Source organism: Pseudonocardia kujensis, assembly GCF_021283305.1.
GTDB lineage: Bacteria > Actinomycetota > Actinomycetes > Mycobacteriales > Pseudonocardiaceae > Pseudonocardia > Pseudonocardia kujensis.
The window spans coordinates 1-15612 of record NZ_JAJSOK010000082.1; the positions used below are offsets into that span (position 1 = coordinate 1).

General features: G+C 77.6%; 13 protein-coding genes and 1 pseudogene. 9 read left to right on the plus strand and 5 right to left on the minus strand.

Going from position 1 to position 15612, the window contains the following annotated elements:
* Positions 1-390 (plus strand): helix-turn-helix domain-containing protein (locus LWC35_RS34105; protein WP_232874626.1); only part of this gene is annotated, 390 nt, incomplete at its 5' end.
* Here the strand turns inward: LWC35_RS34105 and LWC35_RS34110 are convergent.
* Together LWC35_RS34110 and LWC35_RS34115 are read right to left on the minus strand one after the other, a co-directional pair.
* Positions 348-1550: an LLM class flavin-dependent oxidoreductase gene (locus tag LWC35_RS34110; protein WP_232874627.1), complete on the minus strand. Its 1203-nt coding sequence runs from the start codon at positions 1548-1550 to the stop codon at positions 348-350. The genes LWC35_RS34105 and LWC35_RS34110 overlap by 43 nt on opposite strands.
* A 25-nt stretch (positions 1551-1575) precedes the next feature.
* Entirely contained in the window at positions 1576-4182 is a 2607-nt protein-coding gene (locus LWC35_RS34115; protein ID WP_232874628.1) for an ATP-binding protein, read from the minus strand.
* Positions 4183-4402: 220 nt separating this feature from the next.
* On the opposite strand from LWC35_RS34115, the gene LWC35_RS34120 reads away from it, so the two are divergent.
* On the plus strand, positions 4403-5686 hold the full coding sequence (locus tag LWC35_RS34120; RefSeq protein WP_232874629.1) for an MFS transporter: 1284 nt from the start codon (positions 4403-4405) through the stop codon (positions 5684-5686).
* Positions 5687-5945: 259 nt separating this feature from the next.
* Here LWC35_RS34120 and LWC35_RS34125 read toward each other — a convergent pair whose 3' ends face one another.
* The gene (locus tag LWC35_RS34125; RefSeq protein ID WP_232874630.1) at positions 5946-6794 is read right to left on the minus strand and encodes a uroporphyrinogen-III synthase; all 849 of its coding nucleotides are present in this window, start codon (positions 6792-6794) and stop codon (positions 5946-5948) included.
* Between the two features lie 112 nt (positions 6795-6906).
* Between LWC35_RS34125 and LWC35_RS34130 the strand changes: the two genes are divergently transcribed.
* The 7 genes and pseudogenes from LWC35_RS34130 (at position 6907) to LWC35_RS34160 (ending at position 14032) form a co-directional block, all read left to right on the plus strand.
* Positions 6907-7134 carry a hypothetical protein gene (locus LWC35_RS34130; protein ID WP_232874631.1) on the plus strand — a complete coding sequence of 76 codons (228 nt, stop codon included), beginning with the start codon at positions 6907-6909 and terminating at the stop codon, positions 7132-7134.
* 100 nt (positions 7135-7234) lie between these two features.
* On the plus strand, positions 7235-8605 hold the full coding sequence (locus tag LWC35_RS34135; protein ID WP_232874632.1) for a cytochrome P450: 1371 nt from the start codon (positions 7235-7237) through the stop codon (positions 8603-8605).
* Positions 8606-8647: 42 nt separating this feature from the next.
* A complete protein-coding gene (locus tag LWC35_RS34140; RefSeq protein WP_232874633.1) occupies positions 8648-9085 on the plus strand; it encodes a phage holin family protein in 438 nt (145 codons plus the stop codon).
* Positions 9082-9483 (plus strand): DUF3618 domain-containing protein, encoded by a 402-nt coding sequence (locus tag LWC35_RS34145; protein WP_232874634.1) that lies wholly within the window; start codon positions 9082-9084, stop codon positions 9481-9483. Before LWC35_RS34140 ends, LWC35_RS34145 begins: the two co-directional genes overlap by 4 nt.
* 372 nt (positions 9484-9855) lie before the next feature.
* Positions 9856-10368 (plus strand): annotated as a pseudogene (locus LWC35_RS41165) (DUF222 domain-containing protein); the annotation flags it as partial.
* Between the two features lie 448 nt (positions 10369-10816).
* Complete coding sequence (locus LWC35_RS40650) at positions 10817-13438, plus strand: LuxR C-terminal-related transcriptional regulator (protein ID WP_232874636.1); 2622 nt, start codon at positions 10817-10819, stop codon at positions 13436-13438.
* Positions 13439-13495: 57 nt separating this feature from the next.
* On the plus strand, positions 13496-14032 hold the full coding sequence (locus tag LWC35_RS34160) for a nuclear transport factor 2 family protein (RefSeq protein ID WP_232874637.1): 537 nt from the start codon (positions 13496-13498) through the stop codon (positions 14030-14032).
* A gap of 207 nt (positions 14033-14239) precedes the next feature.
* On the opposite strand, the gene LWC35_RS34165 is transcribed toward LWC35_RS34160, so the two are convergent.
* Complete coding sequence (locus LWC35_RS34165) at positions 14240-14407, minus strand: hypothetical protein (protein ID WP_232874638.1); 168 nt, start codon at positions 14405-14407, stop codon at positions 14240-14242.
* On the minus strand, positions 14404-15522 hold the full coding sequence (locus LWC35_RS34170; protein WP_232874639.1) for a glycosyltransferase family 9 protein: 1119 nt from the start codon (positions 15520-15522) through the stop codon (positions 14404-14406). The genes LWC35_RS34165 and LWC35_RS34170 overlap by 4 nt, the downstream gene beginning before the upstream one ends.
* Positions 15523-15612 lie beyond the last annotated feature (90 nt).

Consider the following 15612-nt stretch of genomic DNA (forward strand, 5'->3'; position numbering starts at 1 on the left):
GCGCCCTCCGCGCGGGCGCGGGAGCGGGCGGCGACGGGCGACGCCGCGCGGGCGGCCGCGGCCCTGGAGATCCTCGACGGCCTCGGTGCCCGCCCGGCGGCGGCGCGGGTGCGCGGTGTGCTGCGCGGGCTCGGGGTGCGGCAGGTGCCGCGGGGCGCGCAGGCGGCGACCCGGGCGCACCCGGCCGGGCTGACCCCGCGCCAGGCCGAGATCCTCGAGCTGGTCGCCGCGGGCCGCACCAACACCGAGATCGCCACGCAGCTCGTGCTCTCGATCCGGACCGTCGACCACCACGTCTCGGCCGTCCTCGCCAAGCTCGGGGTCGCGAGCCGCCGCGAGGCGGCCGCCTACGTGGCTGCCGCCCGCGAGGAGGACGTCGACGCGTCCTGATCCGCCCCGTGCCGACCAGCCGCATGCCGGGCCGTCGCGGCGGCGATCGCGTCGGCGTGCCGGCGGTCGAGCTCCGCGTGCCGGGACCGGGCCAGCCGCGCGGCCTCGACGAGCCGGGCCCCGGACTCCTGGAAGTGCGGCGCGACGTACCGCGCGAACAGCTCGTAGCTGCGCATCGTCGCCGCCGGCCGCGCCCACTCGTGATGCATGAGCAGGTAGGTGCCGAACCCGCCGGACTGCTGCTGCAGCCGCTCGATCTGGGCGATGGCGTCGTCCGGGGTGCCGACCACCCCGAGCCCGGTCCCGGTGACCCACGCGAGCCGCTCGTCGAAGGTCGCGCCGGCCGCCCGGAAGTGCGGCGCGGCCAGCACGTGCTGCGTGTAGTCGGCCCAGTCGTCGAGCCCGAACCGGACGTCCTCGACGGCCTGCTCGCGGGTCTCGGCCAGGTGCATCGGCCCCACCAGGCGCCACCGGTCGCGCCGCGCCGGCCGGCCGTACCGCGCGCCCTGCTCCTCCATGACGTCCCAGTGCAGGGCCAGCGCGTCGAAGCCGACCCGGCTCGTCGCGCCCAGGGAGAGCAGCCCGAGCCCGTGCCGGCCCGCCACCCGCGCCCCGGTGGGTGAGGCGACCGCGGCGGCCGCGACCTCGGGCCCGTCGCCGTAGGGGCCGAGCTGGCTCCGGGCGTCGACGAGGGTGTAGCGGCGCGTGCGGTGGCTGACGGTCTCGCCGCGCAGCAACCGGACGAGCACGGCGGCGTCCTCCCCGAAGGCCTCGCGCTGCTCCTCCGGCGCGATCCCGATCATGCTCGCATCGGTCGGCAGGGCGCCCGGTCCGACCCCGAGGAGGAACCGGCCGCGGGACAGGTGGTCGAGGAACAGCGCGCGGTCCGCCGTCCAGAGCGGGTTGTGGTACGGCAGCGAGACGACGCCGGTGCCGAGCCGCAGGTGCCGGGTCCGGTGCAGGGCGTGCGCGATGAACAGGAACGGGTCGGGGATCAGCTCGCTGCCGCAGGAGTGGTGCTCGCCGATCCACGCCTCCGCGAAACCGAGCCGGTCGACCAGCTCCAGGACGTCGAGGTCGGCGGCGTAGGCGGCGGTCGGGTGCTGCCCGGCGGGGCAGTGGTAGGGCGCGAGGAACAGGCCGAACGACGTGCGGGACACGGGATCTCCCTCCGGGGACGGGTGGTCAGCGGCCGGCGAGGGCCGGTTCGGCGGGGCCGGTGAGGTCGGCGGCCTGCCGGGCCAGCCGCGCGGCGGCCCGCCGGCTCGACACGCCGAGCTTCTGCAGCACCGCGGAGACGTGGTGGTCGACCGTCCGGACGGACACGACGAGCCGATCGGCGATCTCGGCGTTCGTCAGGCCCTGGCCCAGCAGGTCCAGCACCTCGCCCTGGCGGGCGGTCAGCCCGGCGGGATGCGCCCGGGTCTCGGGGCGCGGGCCGCGCGGCACCCGGTCGACGCCGAGGTCGCGCAGCCGGGCCCGGACGAGCCGGGCGGCCGGCCCGGCACCGAGCTCGTCGAGCACGGCGAGGGCCTCGAGCGTCGGGCCCGGTTCCCCGGACTCCGCGAGCTCCAGGGCGCGCTCGTACGGGTCGCCGAGGCGTCCCCAGGCCTCCGCGGCGCCGCGCCAGTCGCCCCGGAGCCCGAGCAGGTGCTCGGGCCGGCAACCGGGGAAGGTCTCGACCGCCATCCCGCACCGCCGGGCGTAGCGCAGCAGCTCGCCGCGCTGGCGCTCGACGCCCGGCCGGTCGAGCCGGTCCAGCAGCCGGGCGACGCGGTCGCGTCCGGCCGCGGGATCGCCCGCGAGCCACGCCCGCTCCAGCAGCGCCAGCCCGGTCGGCACCAGCACCGGCAGGATGTCCGTGCGCTCGGCCAGCGCCCGGGCGCGCTCCAGCAGCGCGTCCCCCTCGGGATCGCCGCGGCGCACCAGCAGCCGGCCGAGGTGCGGCAGCGTCTCCCGGTGCAGCACCCCCGCCTGCGGCGCGGCCTCCAGCAGCTCGCGGAAGCCCTCCTCGGCCTCGTCCCAGCGGCCCTGCTGGGCGCGCAGCTGGCAGAGATGCGCCTGCAGGGTGTAGCCGTGGGCGCGCAGCTCGATGCCCGACGTCCGGGCGGCGCCCAGCTCGGCGTAGCCGCGGACGTCGTCGTCGCGGCCGAGCCGCCGGGCGGCCTTGACCAGGGCGGTGTAGCCCAGCGCCACGAACTCGCGCTCCCCCTGCTCGGCGGCGTCGGCCACGCCCCGCTCGAGGATCCCCGTCCCCGCCGGGTCGCCGAGGAAGGCCGTCGCGAGGCCCCGGTAGATCGTCCGGGCGGAGGCGAGGGCGCCGGACGCGCCCATCGCGTCGAGCTCCGCGAGCCCCTCCGCCTCCCGGTCGGCCAGAACGAGCAGGAAGGCGCGGTAGGAGCGGGCGAGCTCGGTGACCTCCGGGTCGCCGGCCGTCGCGGCCGCCCGCACGGCTTCCTCGATCGTGGCGGTGGCCGCGGCCACGTCGGCCGCGAGGTAGCGGTGCCAGGCGAGACCGACGAGGGCGCGGGCCAGGAGCGCGGTGTCGCCGCGCTCCCGGCGCAGCGCGACCGCCTCGCCGGACAGCGCCACGGCCTCGTCGAACCGCAGGGCGTTGTAGAGCTCCCACGCGTGCTCCTCGGTGACCGCCGCCCGCTCGTCCGGGTCGAGGATGCCGGCGTACGGGCGAAGCTGTGCGTAGCGGGACAGGGCCTGCTCGTGGGCGCCGGCCCGGGCCGCGCGCCGTGCCGCTCCGGGCCCGTGCGCGGCGACGGCCTCCGCGTCGCCGCAGAGCACGGCGTGGTGCAGGACCCGCGCCTCGTCGAGCGGCTCCTGGCGGCGCAGCGCGGTGAGTACGGCGGAGCCCAGCGCGAGCCGGCGGGCCCCGGGGAGCACCTCGGCGACGGCCATGCGGGACAGGTCGTGGCGGAAGTCCGGCCCGGAGTCCGTCAGCTCCACGATCCCGCGGCGCTCGGCCGGCTCGGCGTCGGCCGCCCAGCCGGGATGCACGGCGTCGAGCAGGGTCCGGTCGACCCGTCCCGGGACCACCGCGAGCAGGTCGAGCAGCGCGCGGGTGCGCTCCGGAAGGGTCGCCACGCGCTCGAGGACGACGTCGCGGACCGAGGCGGGCACGCCCTCGTCCTCCGCCGCGAGCAGCTCGGTGACGAAGAAGGGGTTGCCCTTGGTGAGGGCGTGCAGCCGCAGGCCGAGGCCGGACTCCCCCGCCAGCGCGCCCACCGCCCGGGCCGAGAGCGGGGCCACCTCGACGCGGACCCCCGACGGCGGGCGGACCAGGGCGAGCAGCCGGCGCAGCGGCGAGCCGGGGAGGACCTCGTCGTCGCGGCAGGTGAGGACGACGAGCGCGGGCGTGGCCTCGAGGCGGCGGGCCAGGAAGGCCAGCGCGTCGACGGTCGCCTCGTCGGCCCAGTGCACGTCCTCGATCACGAGCAGGGTCGTGGGGATCGACAGCTCGGCCAGCAGGCGGTCGCGGACGGCGTCGGCCGAGCCCGCGGCGAGGGCTGCGGCCAGCTCGGTCCGGGCCTGCCGGGCGACGTCGTGGAACGGGCCGTGCTCGCGGGCGGTCAGGAGGTGGTCGCAGGAGCCGCGCAGGACGCGCACCGCCCCGTCGGCGGCCACCTGGGCCGTGAACGCGCGCACCAGGGTCGTCTTGCCGATGCCCGCCTCCCCGCTGACCAGGACGACCCGGCCCTCGCCGCGTTCCGCGTCGGCCAGCGCCGCCCGCAGCGTCACCAGGGCCGTGTCGCGCTCGAGCAGCTCCTGCGGTCCTCGCACCGTGCCCTCCCCCGTCTCGCCGCCGGGACCGAGTCTCGGGGGCGGAGGGGTCTGCGGGCATGGGTGAGGGCTTACCTAGGTGGTGCCCGCACCTGCCCATCTCTCCGGTCTGGGTGGCGCCGGCCCGGCAATGGGTGGTGAGCACCGATGAGCCGGGGCCCGCCGGCGCCCGATCCTCGTCCCGAGGCCACCACCGGGGAGGCCGCGGAGGGGCGCGACCATGACGACGACCACGACGAGGGCCGTTCCGGCGACACCGCCCGACGCGGGGCTCGCCCGGATCCAGCGGCGCACCCTGGCCGTGCTGGTCGCGGCACAGGTCGTCGGTGGGGCCGGGGTGACCACCGGCGTCGCGATCGCGGCGCTGTCGGCGGCCCGGCTCTCGGGCTCCGACCTGATCGGCGGGCTCGCCCTGACCTGCACCGTGCTGGGCGCGGCCCTGGCCGCGGTGCCGCTGGCCCGGGCGGCGACGCGCTTCGGGCGGCGCACCGCCCTCCTGGGCGGATGGGCGGCGGCCACCGCCGGCGCCGCGGGCGGGACGCTCGCGATGGTCCTCGGCAGCTGGCCGCTCCTGCTGCTGTCGTGCGTGCCGTTCGGCACCGGGACGGCCGCCGGCCTGGCCGCGCGGTTCGCCGGCACCGACCTCGCCGCCCCGGGCCGGCGGGCCCGCGCGCTCGCCGTGGTCCTCGCGGCGACGACCGTCGGCGCGGTCTGCGGGCCGCTCCTCGCCGCCCCGGCGCAGCGGGGGGCCGGCGCGGCCGGCCTGGTCCCCGGCGCCGGGCCCTACCTGCTCTGCACCGTGCTGTTCGGGGCGGCCGCGGCCATCGTCGCGGCCGGCCTGCGCCCGGATCCGCTGCGGCTCGCCCGCACGCACCACAGTGCCGCGGATCCCGGGCCCGGGGAGCCGGGGACGGGGACGCCGATCGCGCCCCTCGCCCTGGCCCTCGGCGTGGTCGTCGTCGCCCAGCTGGTGATGATCGCCGTGATGTCGATGGCACCGGTGCACATGACGCACGGCGGCGCCGGGCTGGGGACGGTGGGCCTGGCGATCGGCGCGCACGCCGCCGGGATGTACGCCCTCAGCCCGCTGTTCGGCTGGGCCTCCGACCGGCTCGGTCGGCTCCCGGTCCTCGCCGCGGGCGCGGGCCTGCTGGTCGCCGCCGGCCTCGTGGCGGGCACCGCCGACCCGCACGACCACCTCCGTCTGACCGCCGGGCTGGTCCTGCTCGGGCTCGGCTGGTCCGCGGCGCTGGTCGCCGGGTCGGCCCTGCTGGTCGACGCGGTCCCGCCGGCCGAGCGGCCACGGCTGCAGGGTCGCGCGGACATCGTGGTGAACCTGAGCGGCGCGCTGGGCGGCTCGGTCGCGGGCGTCACCGTGGCCGCGACCTCGTACGAGATGCTGGCGCTGGGCTGTGCCGGGCTGGCCGGCGGGGTCCTGGTCGCCGTGCTCCGCCGCGCCCTCCCCCGCGTCGGGAGCCGTGCACCGCACCCGCCGAGTCGATGATCTCCGTCCTCGACCGGCTCCTTGAACCGCCGTTCGGCTGTGCGGGTCCCCCGCACGCGACATCGGCGTCACATTCGAGGAGGCTGCTCATACCGGGACTCCCCGTCCTCCGCGCTCCGCACCGGTCCGACCGGGTCGGGCCCGGTCTGCGCGCCGGCCTCCGGTCGGGTCGGCTTCGGTCCGTGCCGGTCCGTGCCGGTCCGTGCCGGTCAGCGCCGGTCACCGCCGGTCAGCGCCGGTCAGCGCCGGTCAGCGCCGGTCAGCGCCGGGCGGCCGCCGCGGCCTCGAGGGCCCGGACCATCGGTCCGAGCCGGGCCCGGTCGGGCTGGACGTTCGGGACGCCGTGGGCCTCCAGCGGCGCGGCGGTGACCGGCCCGACGCAGGCCACGAGGGTCCGCCGCAGCGCCTCGACCACCCGTTCCCGCAGGTCGCGCTCGGCGGCGCGGCGGAGCAGGCCGCCCACCGCCGGCGCACTGGTGAAGGTCACGGCGTCGAGCCCGCCGGCCAGCAGCCGGTCGGTGAGGTGGTCCACCGGGCCGAGGTCGGCGGGCAGCTCCCACCGGTACACCGGCACCGTGACGACCTCGGCGCCGGCGGCGGTCAGGGCGTCGACGAGCTCGGTCAGCGGGTCCCCGTGCAGCTGCACCGCGATGCGCAGGCCGGCGACGCCCCGGTCCAGCAGGTGCTCCAGCACCTCGGCCGACGACTCGGTGGCCGGCGACCAGGCGTCGGTCAGGCCCGCGCCGCGGATCGCCCCGCGCGCCTTCGGCCCGCGCGCCAGGATCTCCCCGCGCCCCAGCGTCGCGACGAGCTCCTCCCGCAGGCCCCAGCGCTCGGCCCCGTCCAGCCAGCCGCGGAACCCGACGCCGGTCGTCGCCACCGTGACGTCCGGCGGCGCCGCGAGCAGGCCGCGGGTGCGGTCGACGACCCGGTCGTCGTCCTCGACCGCGACGATCCGCACCGCCGCGCCGTGCAGCACGCGGGCGCCGCGCCGCTCGAGGAGCCTGGCGAGCTCCTCGGCCTTGCGCGCGGCCGTCACCCCCACGGTGAGGCCGTGCAGGGGCGCGGTCTCCGCGGTGGCCGTGTCCGGTCCCGACGCTGCTGCCATGCCCGCATGGTGACCGGCCGGGGGCCGGAACGCCGAATCGGGCACGACATCGTCACGCGACGGTCACACCGGCGCGCGAGTGGACCCGAGGCCGGCCGGGTAGCTCCCCCGCATGACCCGTGACGACGACCCGCGCCCCGAACGGGTGCGCGCCCTGCACGACACGAAGACCGAGGAGCGGTCGCCGGCCGCGCCGCCCGGGTCGGGGCCCGACGACCAGGCACAGGGCGTCGAGCCCATGGCCGAGGTGCCCGGCGGACCGCAGGTGGACGTGCCGGCCGCCCAGGGCCACATGCCCGCCTCCACGGACGACGAGACCGCCGAGCGGGGTCGCGACTGACCCTCGGCCCACCGTCGCGGCGCCGGGATCCGGACCGGGTCCCGGCGCCGCGGCGCGCCGGGAGGCGTGAGATCCGGCCGGTACCGGGTACCGGCCTGCCATGACCACGCAGCAGACCCCGCTCGACGACCCGCCCGACCGCACGGGCGAGCCCGGCCTGCCGCTCGCCTCCGGCCGCGACACCCTGCGTGCCGCGGGGGCGATCCTGCCGATCATCGCGCAGGGGGTGATCGCCCGGCGCCGCCGCGTCGTCGCCCTCGCCGGCAAGGCCGATCTCGACGGCCGCGGCGTGCGGATCCTCCAGGACCTCTCCACCCGCTACGGGCGCGGCCCGGTCCGACTGCGGCTGCCCGGGCGCAGGGCCGCGCTGGTGCTCGACGGCGACGACGTCCGGCGGATCCTCGACGGGACCCCCGAGCCCTTCGCGCCGGACACGTGGGAGAAACGCAAGGCGCTCGGCCAGTTCCAGCCGCACGGCGTGCTCGTCTCGCACGGCGCGGTCCGCGCCGAACGCCGGCGGTTCAACGAGGCCGTGCTCGACAGCGGGCACCCGTTGCACCACAACGCCGCCGTGATGGCCCGCGCGGTCGCCCAGGAGGCCGCGGTCCTCGGCGCGGAGGTGGACCGGACCGGCGAGCTGGACTGGGACGCCTTCATCCGCGCCTGGTGGCGGGTGTTGCGCCGGGTGGTGCTCGGCGACGCCGCCCGCGACGACCACGCCCTCACCGACGAGCTGACCCGGCTGCGCGACGCGGCCAACTGGTCCTTCCTGCTGCCGCGGCGACGCGCCCGCCGCTCGCGGTTCCGCGCGCGGGTGCGCGAGCACCTGCGGCGCGCCGAGCCGGGCAGCCTCGCCGAGATGATCGCGCGCACCCCGGCGGAGCGGGAGGTCGACGCCGTCGACCAGGTGCCGCAGTGGCTCTTCGCCTACGACCCCGCGGGAGCGGTCGCGCTGCGGGCCCTGGCCGCGCTCGTCGCCCACCCCGCGGAACTGGCCCGGGCGCGGGAGGAGATCGGCGACCGCGACCTCGCCCTGCCCCAGGACCTGCCGCGGTTGCGCGCCGCCGTCCTGGAGTCGGTGCGGCTGTGGCCGACGACGCCGTTGCTGCTCCGCGAGACCACGCAGGTGGTGCCGTGGAACGGCGGTGAGCTCGACCGACGGACCGCACTGATCATCCCGACCTGGTACCTGCACCGCGACGGCCGCACGCGCGCCGACGCGAACCGCTTCGACCCGCAGCAGTGGCTCGACGGTGCCGCGCAGGAGGACCCGGCCCTGGTCCCGTTCAGCGCCGGTCCGGGCCGCTGCCCCGGCCGGGAACTGGTCCTGTTCACCACGTCGTTGTTCCTGGCGAACCTGCTGCGCGGCCGGGAGCTGGAGCTCGCCGCTCCGGTGATCGACCCGCAGGCGCCGCTCCCGGCCGGCGTGGACCCCTTCGCCGTGCGGCTGCGGGTGCGACCGACCGGGTGACACCCGGTGTGTACTGCACGGGGCCGGGGGTAGCCGAGAGCCATGACCAGCTCACTCCACCCAGACCATCGCGACGGGACCGCGCGTCGGGACCCTGCCGAGCTGTCCACCGCCGACCTCCTGCGGCAGCTGTCGGACCAGGTCCGCACCCTCGTCACCGACGAGGTCCAGCTGGCCAAGGCGGAGGTGACGCGCAAGGGCAAGGCGGTCGGCATCGGGGCCGGGCTGGCCGGCGCCGGCACGATGCTCGCGCTCGCCGGCGGCCTGGCGTTCGTCGCCGCCGCGATCGCCGCGCTGGCCCTGGTGCTGCCCGTGTGGGCGTCGGCGCTGATCGTCGGTGCGGTGCTGGTGGCGCTGGGCGGCGTGCTCGCCCTCGTGGCGAAGAAGGAGATCAGCCAGGCCTCCCCGCCGGTGCCGGAGCAGGCGATCGACAGCACGAAGGCGGACGTCGAGACGATCAGGCGCGAGGTGCACCGGTGACCGAGCCGACCCCGGAGGAGCTGCGGGAGCGGATCGCCGCCGAGCGCGCGGAGCTGGGGCGCACGGCCGCGGCGCTGGCCGACCGGGTCGACGTCGGCTCCCGCGCCCGGGCCGCCCGCGACCAGGCGACCGAGCAGGTCCGGACGGGCGTGGCGCAGGCGACCGAGCAGGTGAAGGTGGGCGTGGGGCAGGCGACCGAGCAGGTCAAGGCCGGCGTGGGGCAGGCCCAGCAGCTCGGCGGCGAGGTGCTGGACCGGACCGCGGGGGCGGCGAAACAGGCGGTCGGCAACCTCGACTCCGCGCTGGGGGGGCGCGACCGTACGCGGCTCGTCGCCGCAGGCTTCGGCGCGGCCCTGTTCACAGCGCTGCTGGTGGTGTTGCGCAGGCGACGGACGTGACGTCACCCGCACCGCCGGAACCGCGGGCGACGGTGGAGCCGCACCGGCGTCGGGGTGGACTCGGTTTCAGGCGCGCGCCGTCGTGGCGAGCGGCGGGTGGATTGCGACGAGTGGCTGCGGGTTTCGAGGCTCCGTGGAGACCTTCGTCGGTGAAGCGCCTGAAGGCCTCTGACCTGCGACGACGGCCCTGACTTCGAACTTGTGTTCGACTATGGTGTGGGTATGGACGCAGGGCCGGTCGGCACCGCCCGCGAACGCCTCCAGCAGGCGATCGCGCAGCTGACCCACGCCGCCGGACCCACCGCCGCGCCCGACGAGGTGATCGACGCGCCGCGGGTGGGCGAACAGGCCCGCCGCGCCCTGGACCGGGCCATGGTCGAGGCCACCGCGGACCTGCAGCGCCGCGGCGTGTTCGCCGAGCGCGGCTACCGCTCCCCCACCGGCGCTCTGGCCGACCTGCTGGGCTGGGAACGGTTCGAAGCCCGCCGCCGCGTGGTCGCCGCCGAATCCGTGTGCGCACAGATCGGGCTCGACGGCACCCCGCTCCCCGCCCGGCTCCCGACCACCGCGTTCGACGCGATCGCCGCGGCGGTGGATGCCGGGGCCGCGCCGCGAGACGCCGACGACCAACGCCGCGCCGCCGAGCGGCAGGCCGAAGCCCTCGCCGAAGTCTGCACCCAGGTCCTCTCCCGCGGCCGGCTGCCCGAGACCGGTGGCCGCCGCCCCCAGCTCACCGTCACCATCCGGCTCGAGGACCTGGAACGGCGCGCCACGCCCGCGTCGTTGGAGTTCGGCGGCCAACTCACCGCCCGAACCCTGCGCCAGTTGGCCTGCGACGCCGCCGTCATCCCGGTCGTGCTCGACGGCACCGGGGTCCCCCTCGACATCGGCCGGATCTCCCGCACGGTCCCCGACGGGCTGCGCCGCGCCGTGACCGTGCGCGACGGCGGCTGCGCCTTCCCCGGCTGCGACCGCCCACCCACCCGGTGCGAAATCCACCACGTGAAGCAGTGGCAGCACGGCGGCCCCACGCGGACACCTCCCGGCCACCCATGGCCGCAGTGGGTCACGTCCGACGATCATGAAGAAGCACGTCCCGCCGACGCAATCGTGATCGTCCCGCTCGGGCGTGCTCCCGCCGCCGACCACGATCACCGGCACAGCCGCCGGACGGGCCGGGCGCCGCCTCACACCCGCACAACGGCCTGCGGACCTGCACTTTCCACGCGTTCCGCCGGCATCGGACCGCCTCGGATCAGACGTGCCTGCTCCCCACTCGTCCCGCCGGGCGGCGTACCTTCCCAGGCGCAGGCGCCCGACGGGGGGGTGGGCCGTGGACGACCCGAGGGGCGGAGCTCCGGCCGTCGCGTGGCCGTTCCTCGGGCGGGCCCGGGAGTCCGCCGCGCTCGACACCCTGCTCGCCCGCGAGCGCCTGGTGACGGTGACGGGCCCGGGCGGGTGCGGGAAGACCCGGCTCGTCGTGGAGACCGCCCGTGCCTGGCCGGTGCAGGGCTTCGTGGAGCTCTCCGGCCTCGGCCCCGACAGCGATCTCGCGGCGGCGCTCCTCGCGGCCTGCGGGATCCGCGAGGAACCGGGGCGGGAACCATCGTCGCTGCTCGCCGAGCGGCTTGCCGACGCCCCGGGCGTGGTGGTGCTCGACACCTGCGAGCACGTGCGCACGCAGGTCGCCGACGTGGTCGCCGACCTGCTCGGACGCTGCGCGACGGTGCGTGTGGTCGCCACCAGCCGGGTCAGCCTCGGCCTCCCGGAGGAGGCGGTGCTGCCCCTCGCCGGCCTCGAGCCCGAGGGCGCGGGCGCCGATCTGTTCCTGCACAGGGCCCGCCGCGTGCAGCCGGAGCTCCCGGAGGATCCCGCCGACCGCGGCATCGCCGCCCGCATCTGCCGCTCGGCGGACGGCCTGCCCCTGGCCATCGAGCTCGCGGCCGCGCACGCCCGCACGTTGCCGTTGTCCGGGATCGGCGACGGGATGACCGACCGGATGCGGTTCCTCGTCGGCGGGACGGGCCGCACCCCGCGGCACGGCTCGCTCGCGGCGTCCCTCGCCTGGAGCGTGGGCCTCGTGGGTGAACCGGCAGGCCGCGCCCTGCGCGCGCTGTCGGTGCTCGACGGCCGCTTCCCGCTCGCCGTCGCCGTCGCCGTCACCGGCGACCGGGCCGCGCTGGAGACGCTGGTCGACCATTCGCTCGTCCGGTTCGAGCCCGCGGACGGTCGCTACGTCCTGCTCGACACCGTCCGCGAGTACGCCGCCGCGGCCCGCTCCGCCCGGGAGACGGCCGCCGCGCGCGAGCGGCTGGTGCGGTGGGCGGGCGCCTTCGCCCGGGCGACCCGCGAGGCGCTCGAACACGGTGAGCTCGGGGCGCTGCGCCGGGTCGAGGCCGCCGACGCGGCGGTGCGCTCGGCGCTCACGGCGGCGCTCGAGGCCGGGGGCGACCTGCTGCGGGTGGCCGCGGAGGTCGCGGAGGACCTCGCGTTCGGCTGGTCGCTCCGGGGGCGCTGCCGGGACGTGCTCGGCCTGGTGCGCCGGCTCGCGGCGGCGTCGGACCCGGTTCCGGCCGGGCTGAGCTGGGCCTACGCCTTCCTGGCCTTCTACGCCGGGGACATGGAGGCCGCGCTGCCCGTCGCGGCGGAGGCGGCCGCGTCCGACGACGGCCGGGTGCGGGCCCGCGCACTGATCCTCTCCGGCATGGTGCAGGCGTTCGTGGACCCGGCGGGGGCCGAGGCCGTCCTGCGGGAGGCGACCACGGAAGCGGCGGCGGTGGGCGACGACTGGGGTCAGGTGGAAGCCGCCCAGTGCGAGGCGTACACCCACCTGTTCCGGGGACGACCGGCGCCCGCGGTGGCGTGCGCGGACTCCGTCCTCCCCGTGCTGCGCCGCCTGAACCACGGGCAGCTGCGGGCCTGGGACGCCGCGATCCGGGCCGAGGCCGCCGAGGCGCACGGGCGTTTCGCCGAGGCCGTGGAGCAGGGACACCTCGGCCTGCGGCTGGCTGTCGCCGCCGGCGAACCCGTCAGCGCGATGAGTGCACTGCTGCCCCTGCTGCGGAGCCTCGTCGCGACCGGGCGGGACGACGAAGCCGGGCGCGTACTGGTCGAGGGGCTGCAGTTCCTCGACACCCATCCCGGCCTGGGCAGCCGGGACTCGGCCCTGCTGGCCACCGCCGTGGTCGCGGCCGGCACCGGCACCGCCGCCGGGTCCGCCCGGGCGGCCCTCGACGCCTCCGGCCAGCTGCCGCACGGCGCCGCGGAGGCCGCGCTGCTGCTCGCCGTGGCGCACCTGGCCGCGGACGACCCCGACGGTGCCCGGGCCGCCGTCGCGACCGCACGCGGATGGGCCGGCGTGGTCGACCACCGGGCGTTCCTCGCGCAGGCCGACCTCGTCGACGCGGCAGCGATCCGTGCCTCCGGCGGCGAGGCGGCGTCGGCGGCCCACGAGGCACTGGCGCTGCTGCACGAGCTCGGCCTGCGCCCTCGCGTCGCCGAGGGGCTCGACCTGGTCGCGGCGCTGGCCCGCGACGCCGGACGCGTCCCGGCCGCCGCCCGCCTGCACGCCGCCGCGGCCCGCCTCCGTGCCGACCTCGGCGCGACGCCCACCCCACTCGCCCGGCTCCTGGCGCCACCCGCCGGCTGGGACGACGACCCGGCGCTCGCGGGCGCCCGTGCCGAGGGCGGCCGTCTCGGGGCCGACGCCGCGGTGGCCTACGCCCTGCGGGCCAGGGGACGACGCGGCCGGCCCCGCAGCGGCTGGGCAAGCCTGACCCCGACCGAACGCGAGGTCGCCGCGCTGGTGGCCGCCGGCCTGTCGAACGGGCAGATCGGCACGCGCCTGCTCATCTCCCCGGGGACGGTGCGCACCCATCTGCGCAGCGTCTTCGCCAAGCTCGGGGTGGGAAACCGCGCCGCGCTCGCCGCCCGGGCGGTCGCCGCCGAGCAGTGAACACCTCTGCCGCGCGGCAGATGTTCCGGCGCTCCCGCCTCCCTACCGTCCCCCGCCATGGACACCAGCACCGACGGGCACGACGGCCCCGACGCCGGCGACGCGGTCGACCGCCGCACCCACCCGAACGTCCTCCGCCTGCGGGAGATCTTCGCGGCGCTCGCCGCCGGCGATCCCGGGCCCGCCTACGCGGCCACGCACGAGGACTTCCTCAACGTCAACGACATCGGCGCCGGGCCCTGGCGCGAGCAGCGCGGCCGGGACACCTTCTACGCGTTCTTCGCCGACTTCTGCGCACTGTTCGACGAGCGCCCGTTCGGCCAGGAGATCCTCGACGCCCTCGGGTGGGACGACCACGTCCTCGCCGTCGTGCGCGAGACCGGCGCCGCGCAGGGGCAGGTCTTCGACAACCGGGCGATCTACCTCATCGCTGTCGATCCGGACGGCCGGTGGACCTCGCTGCGCACCCTGGACATGGACCAGGACTCGTTGCGCCGCTTCTGGGCGGGCGTCACGCTCCCGGCCGGCGCCCCGGCGTGGGAGGGGGTCGCCGGGGCGCCCGTCCCGACCGTGCCGACCGTACCGACCGTGTGACGCGGAAGGGGCGCGATCCGGTTCGGATCGCGCCCCTTCCGGCAGGCTCCGCTCGGTGCCGACGCTGGCGCCGCGAGCTCCGCTCGGTGCCGATGCTCGCTCCGCAGGCTCCGCTCGGTGCCGATGCTCGCTCCGCAGGCTCCGCTCGGTGCCGATGCTCGCTCCGCGAGCTCCGCTCGGTGCCGATGCTCGCTCCGCGAGCTCCGCTCAGCGGTCCGCGTCGACCTGGCGCCGCTCGTGCTCGGTGCGGGCCTCGAGCTCGTCGTCGTCGACGGGGTGCGGCGTCTTGGCGTGCTCGCGGTGATCCGGGTGCGCCTGCTCCGCGGGAACCATGACGTCGCGCACCTCGGGCTCGTTCTCTCGGGGAGTGCTCATGCGACCGGGATTCCCACCGCGCCCGTCCCCACACCGGGAACTTCTGCGCCGGCCAGGTCGAGGGCGGCCGCCACGACCTCGGCGGGCGGCACGTCGAGGCACTCCAGGGCGAAGGGGCAGCGGAACTGCCGGCACGGGCTGCACGAGACCGGGCGGCCCAGGACGGCCGCGGGCACCGACCGCGGCCGGTACTGGTCGACGTCCTCGGTGCCGGCGAACAGCACGGTCACCGGGGTGCCCACGGCGTCGGCCAGGTGCATGCCGCCGCTGTTGTTGGTCACGGCCACGGCCGCCCCGGCGAGCAGCCCGGCCAGGCCCGGCACGTCGAGCGCCCCGGCCAACGGATGGACCCCGGGCAGCCCGTCGGCGACCGACCGCACCAGCTCCTCCTCCGCCGCCGGCCCGGAGACGACGACCGGGAGCCGGCGCCCCAGCCCGGCCGCGACCTCGCGGAACCCGAGGTAGCGCCGCGACGGGCAGGAGGCACCGGGCAGCAGCACGGCGTACGGGCCCGTCGGCAGCCCGAGCCCGGCGAGCGCGGCCCGGGCGTGGCGGCGGCCAGCTGTGGGGACCGCGGCGTGCAGGGTGCGGGCGGCCGCGGGAATGCCGAGCCGTCCGAGCAGGTGGAGGGCCCGGTCGACCTGGTGCAGGCCGTCGTCGGGGGCGGGCACCCAGTGTGTGAGCGCGGTCCCGCCGAACTCCTTCGACAAGCCGGCGCGGATCGGGATCCCGGCCCGCCGGCAGACCTCCGCGGCGGGCCAGGGCGACTGGGAGAACGAGGTGAGCAGCACGGCGGCGTCGTGGCGACGGCCCGCGAGCTCGGCGACCAGGTCGGCGTCCGGGTCGCGGTCACCGGCCGTCGGACCGTCGATCTGCTGCCACGACACCCGCGCGACCACCGTGTCGTCGATCTCGGGCAGGAGCGACGCCGCGGCGGCACCGCCGGGCGAGGCGAGCAGCTCGATCCGGGCGCGCGGGGCCGCGGTCCGCAGCGCGGCGAGGGCCGGCCCGGTGAGCAGCACGTCGCCCAGGTTGTCCGGCCGCACGACGAGGATCCGGCGCAGCGCCGGCCAGTTCACGGGGGCGCCCGCGAGGGCCGCCGGATGCTCGAACACGATCAGGTGTGTTCCCGCCCTGCCGTCCGTCAACCCCGCCGTCGATCAACCCTGCGCGCCGTTTCGCGACCTGCTGCCCGGGAACCGTCC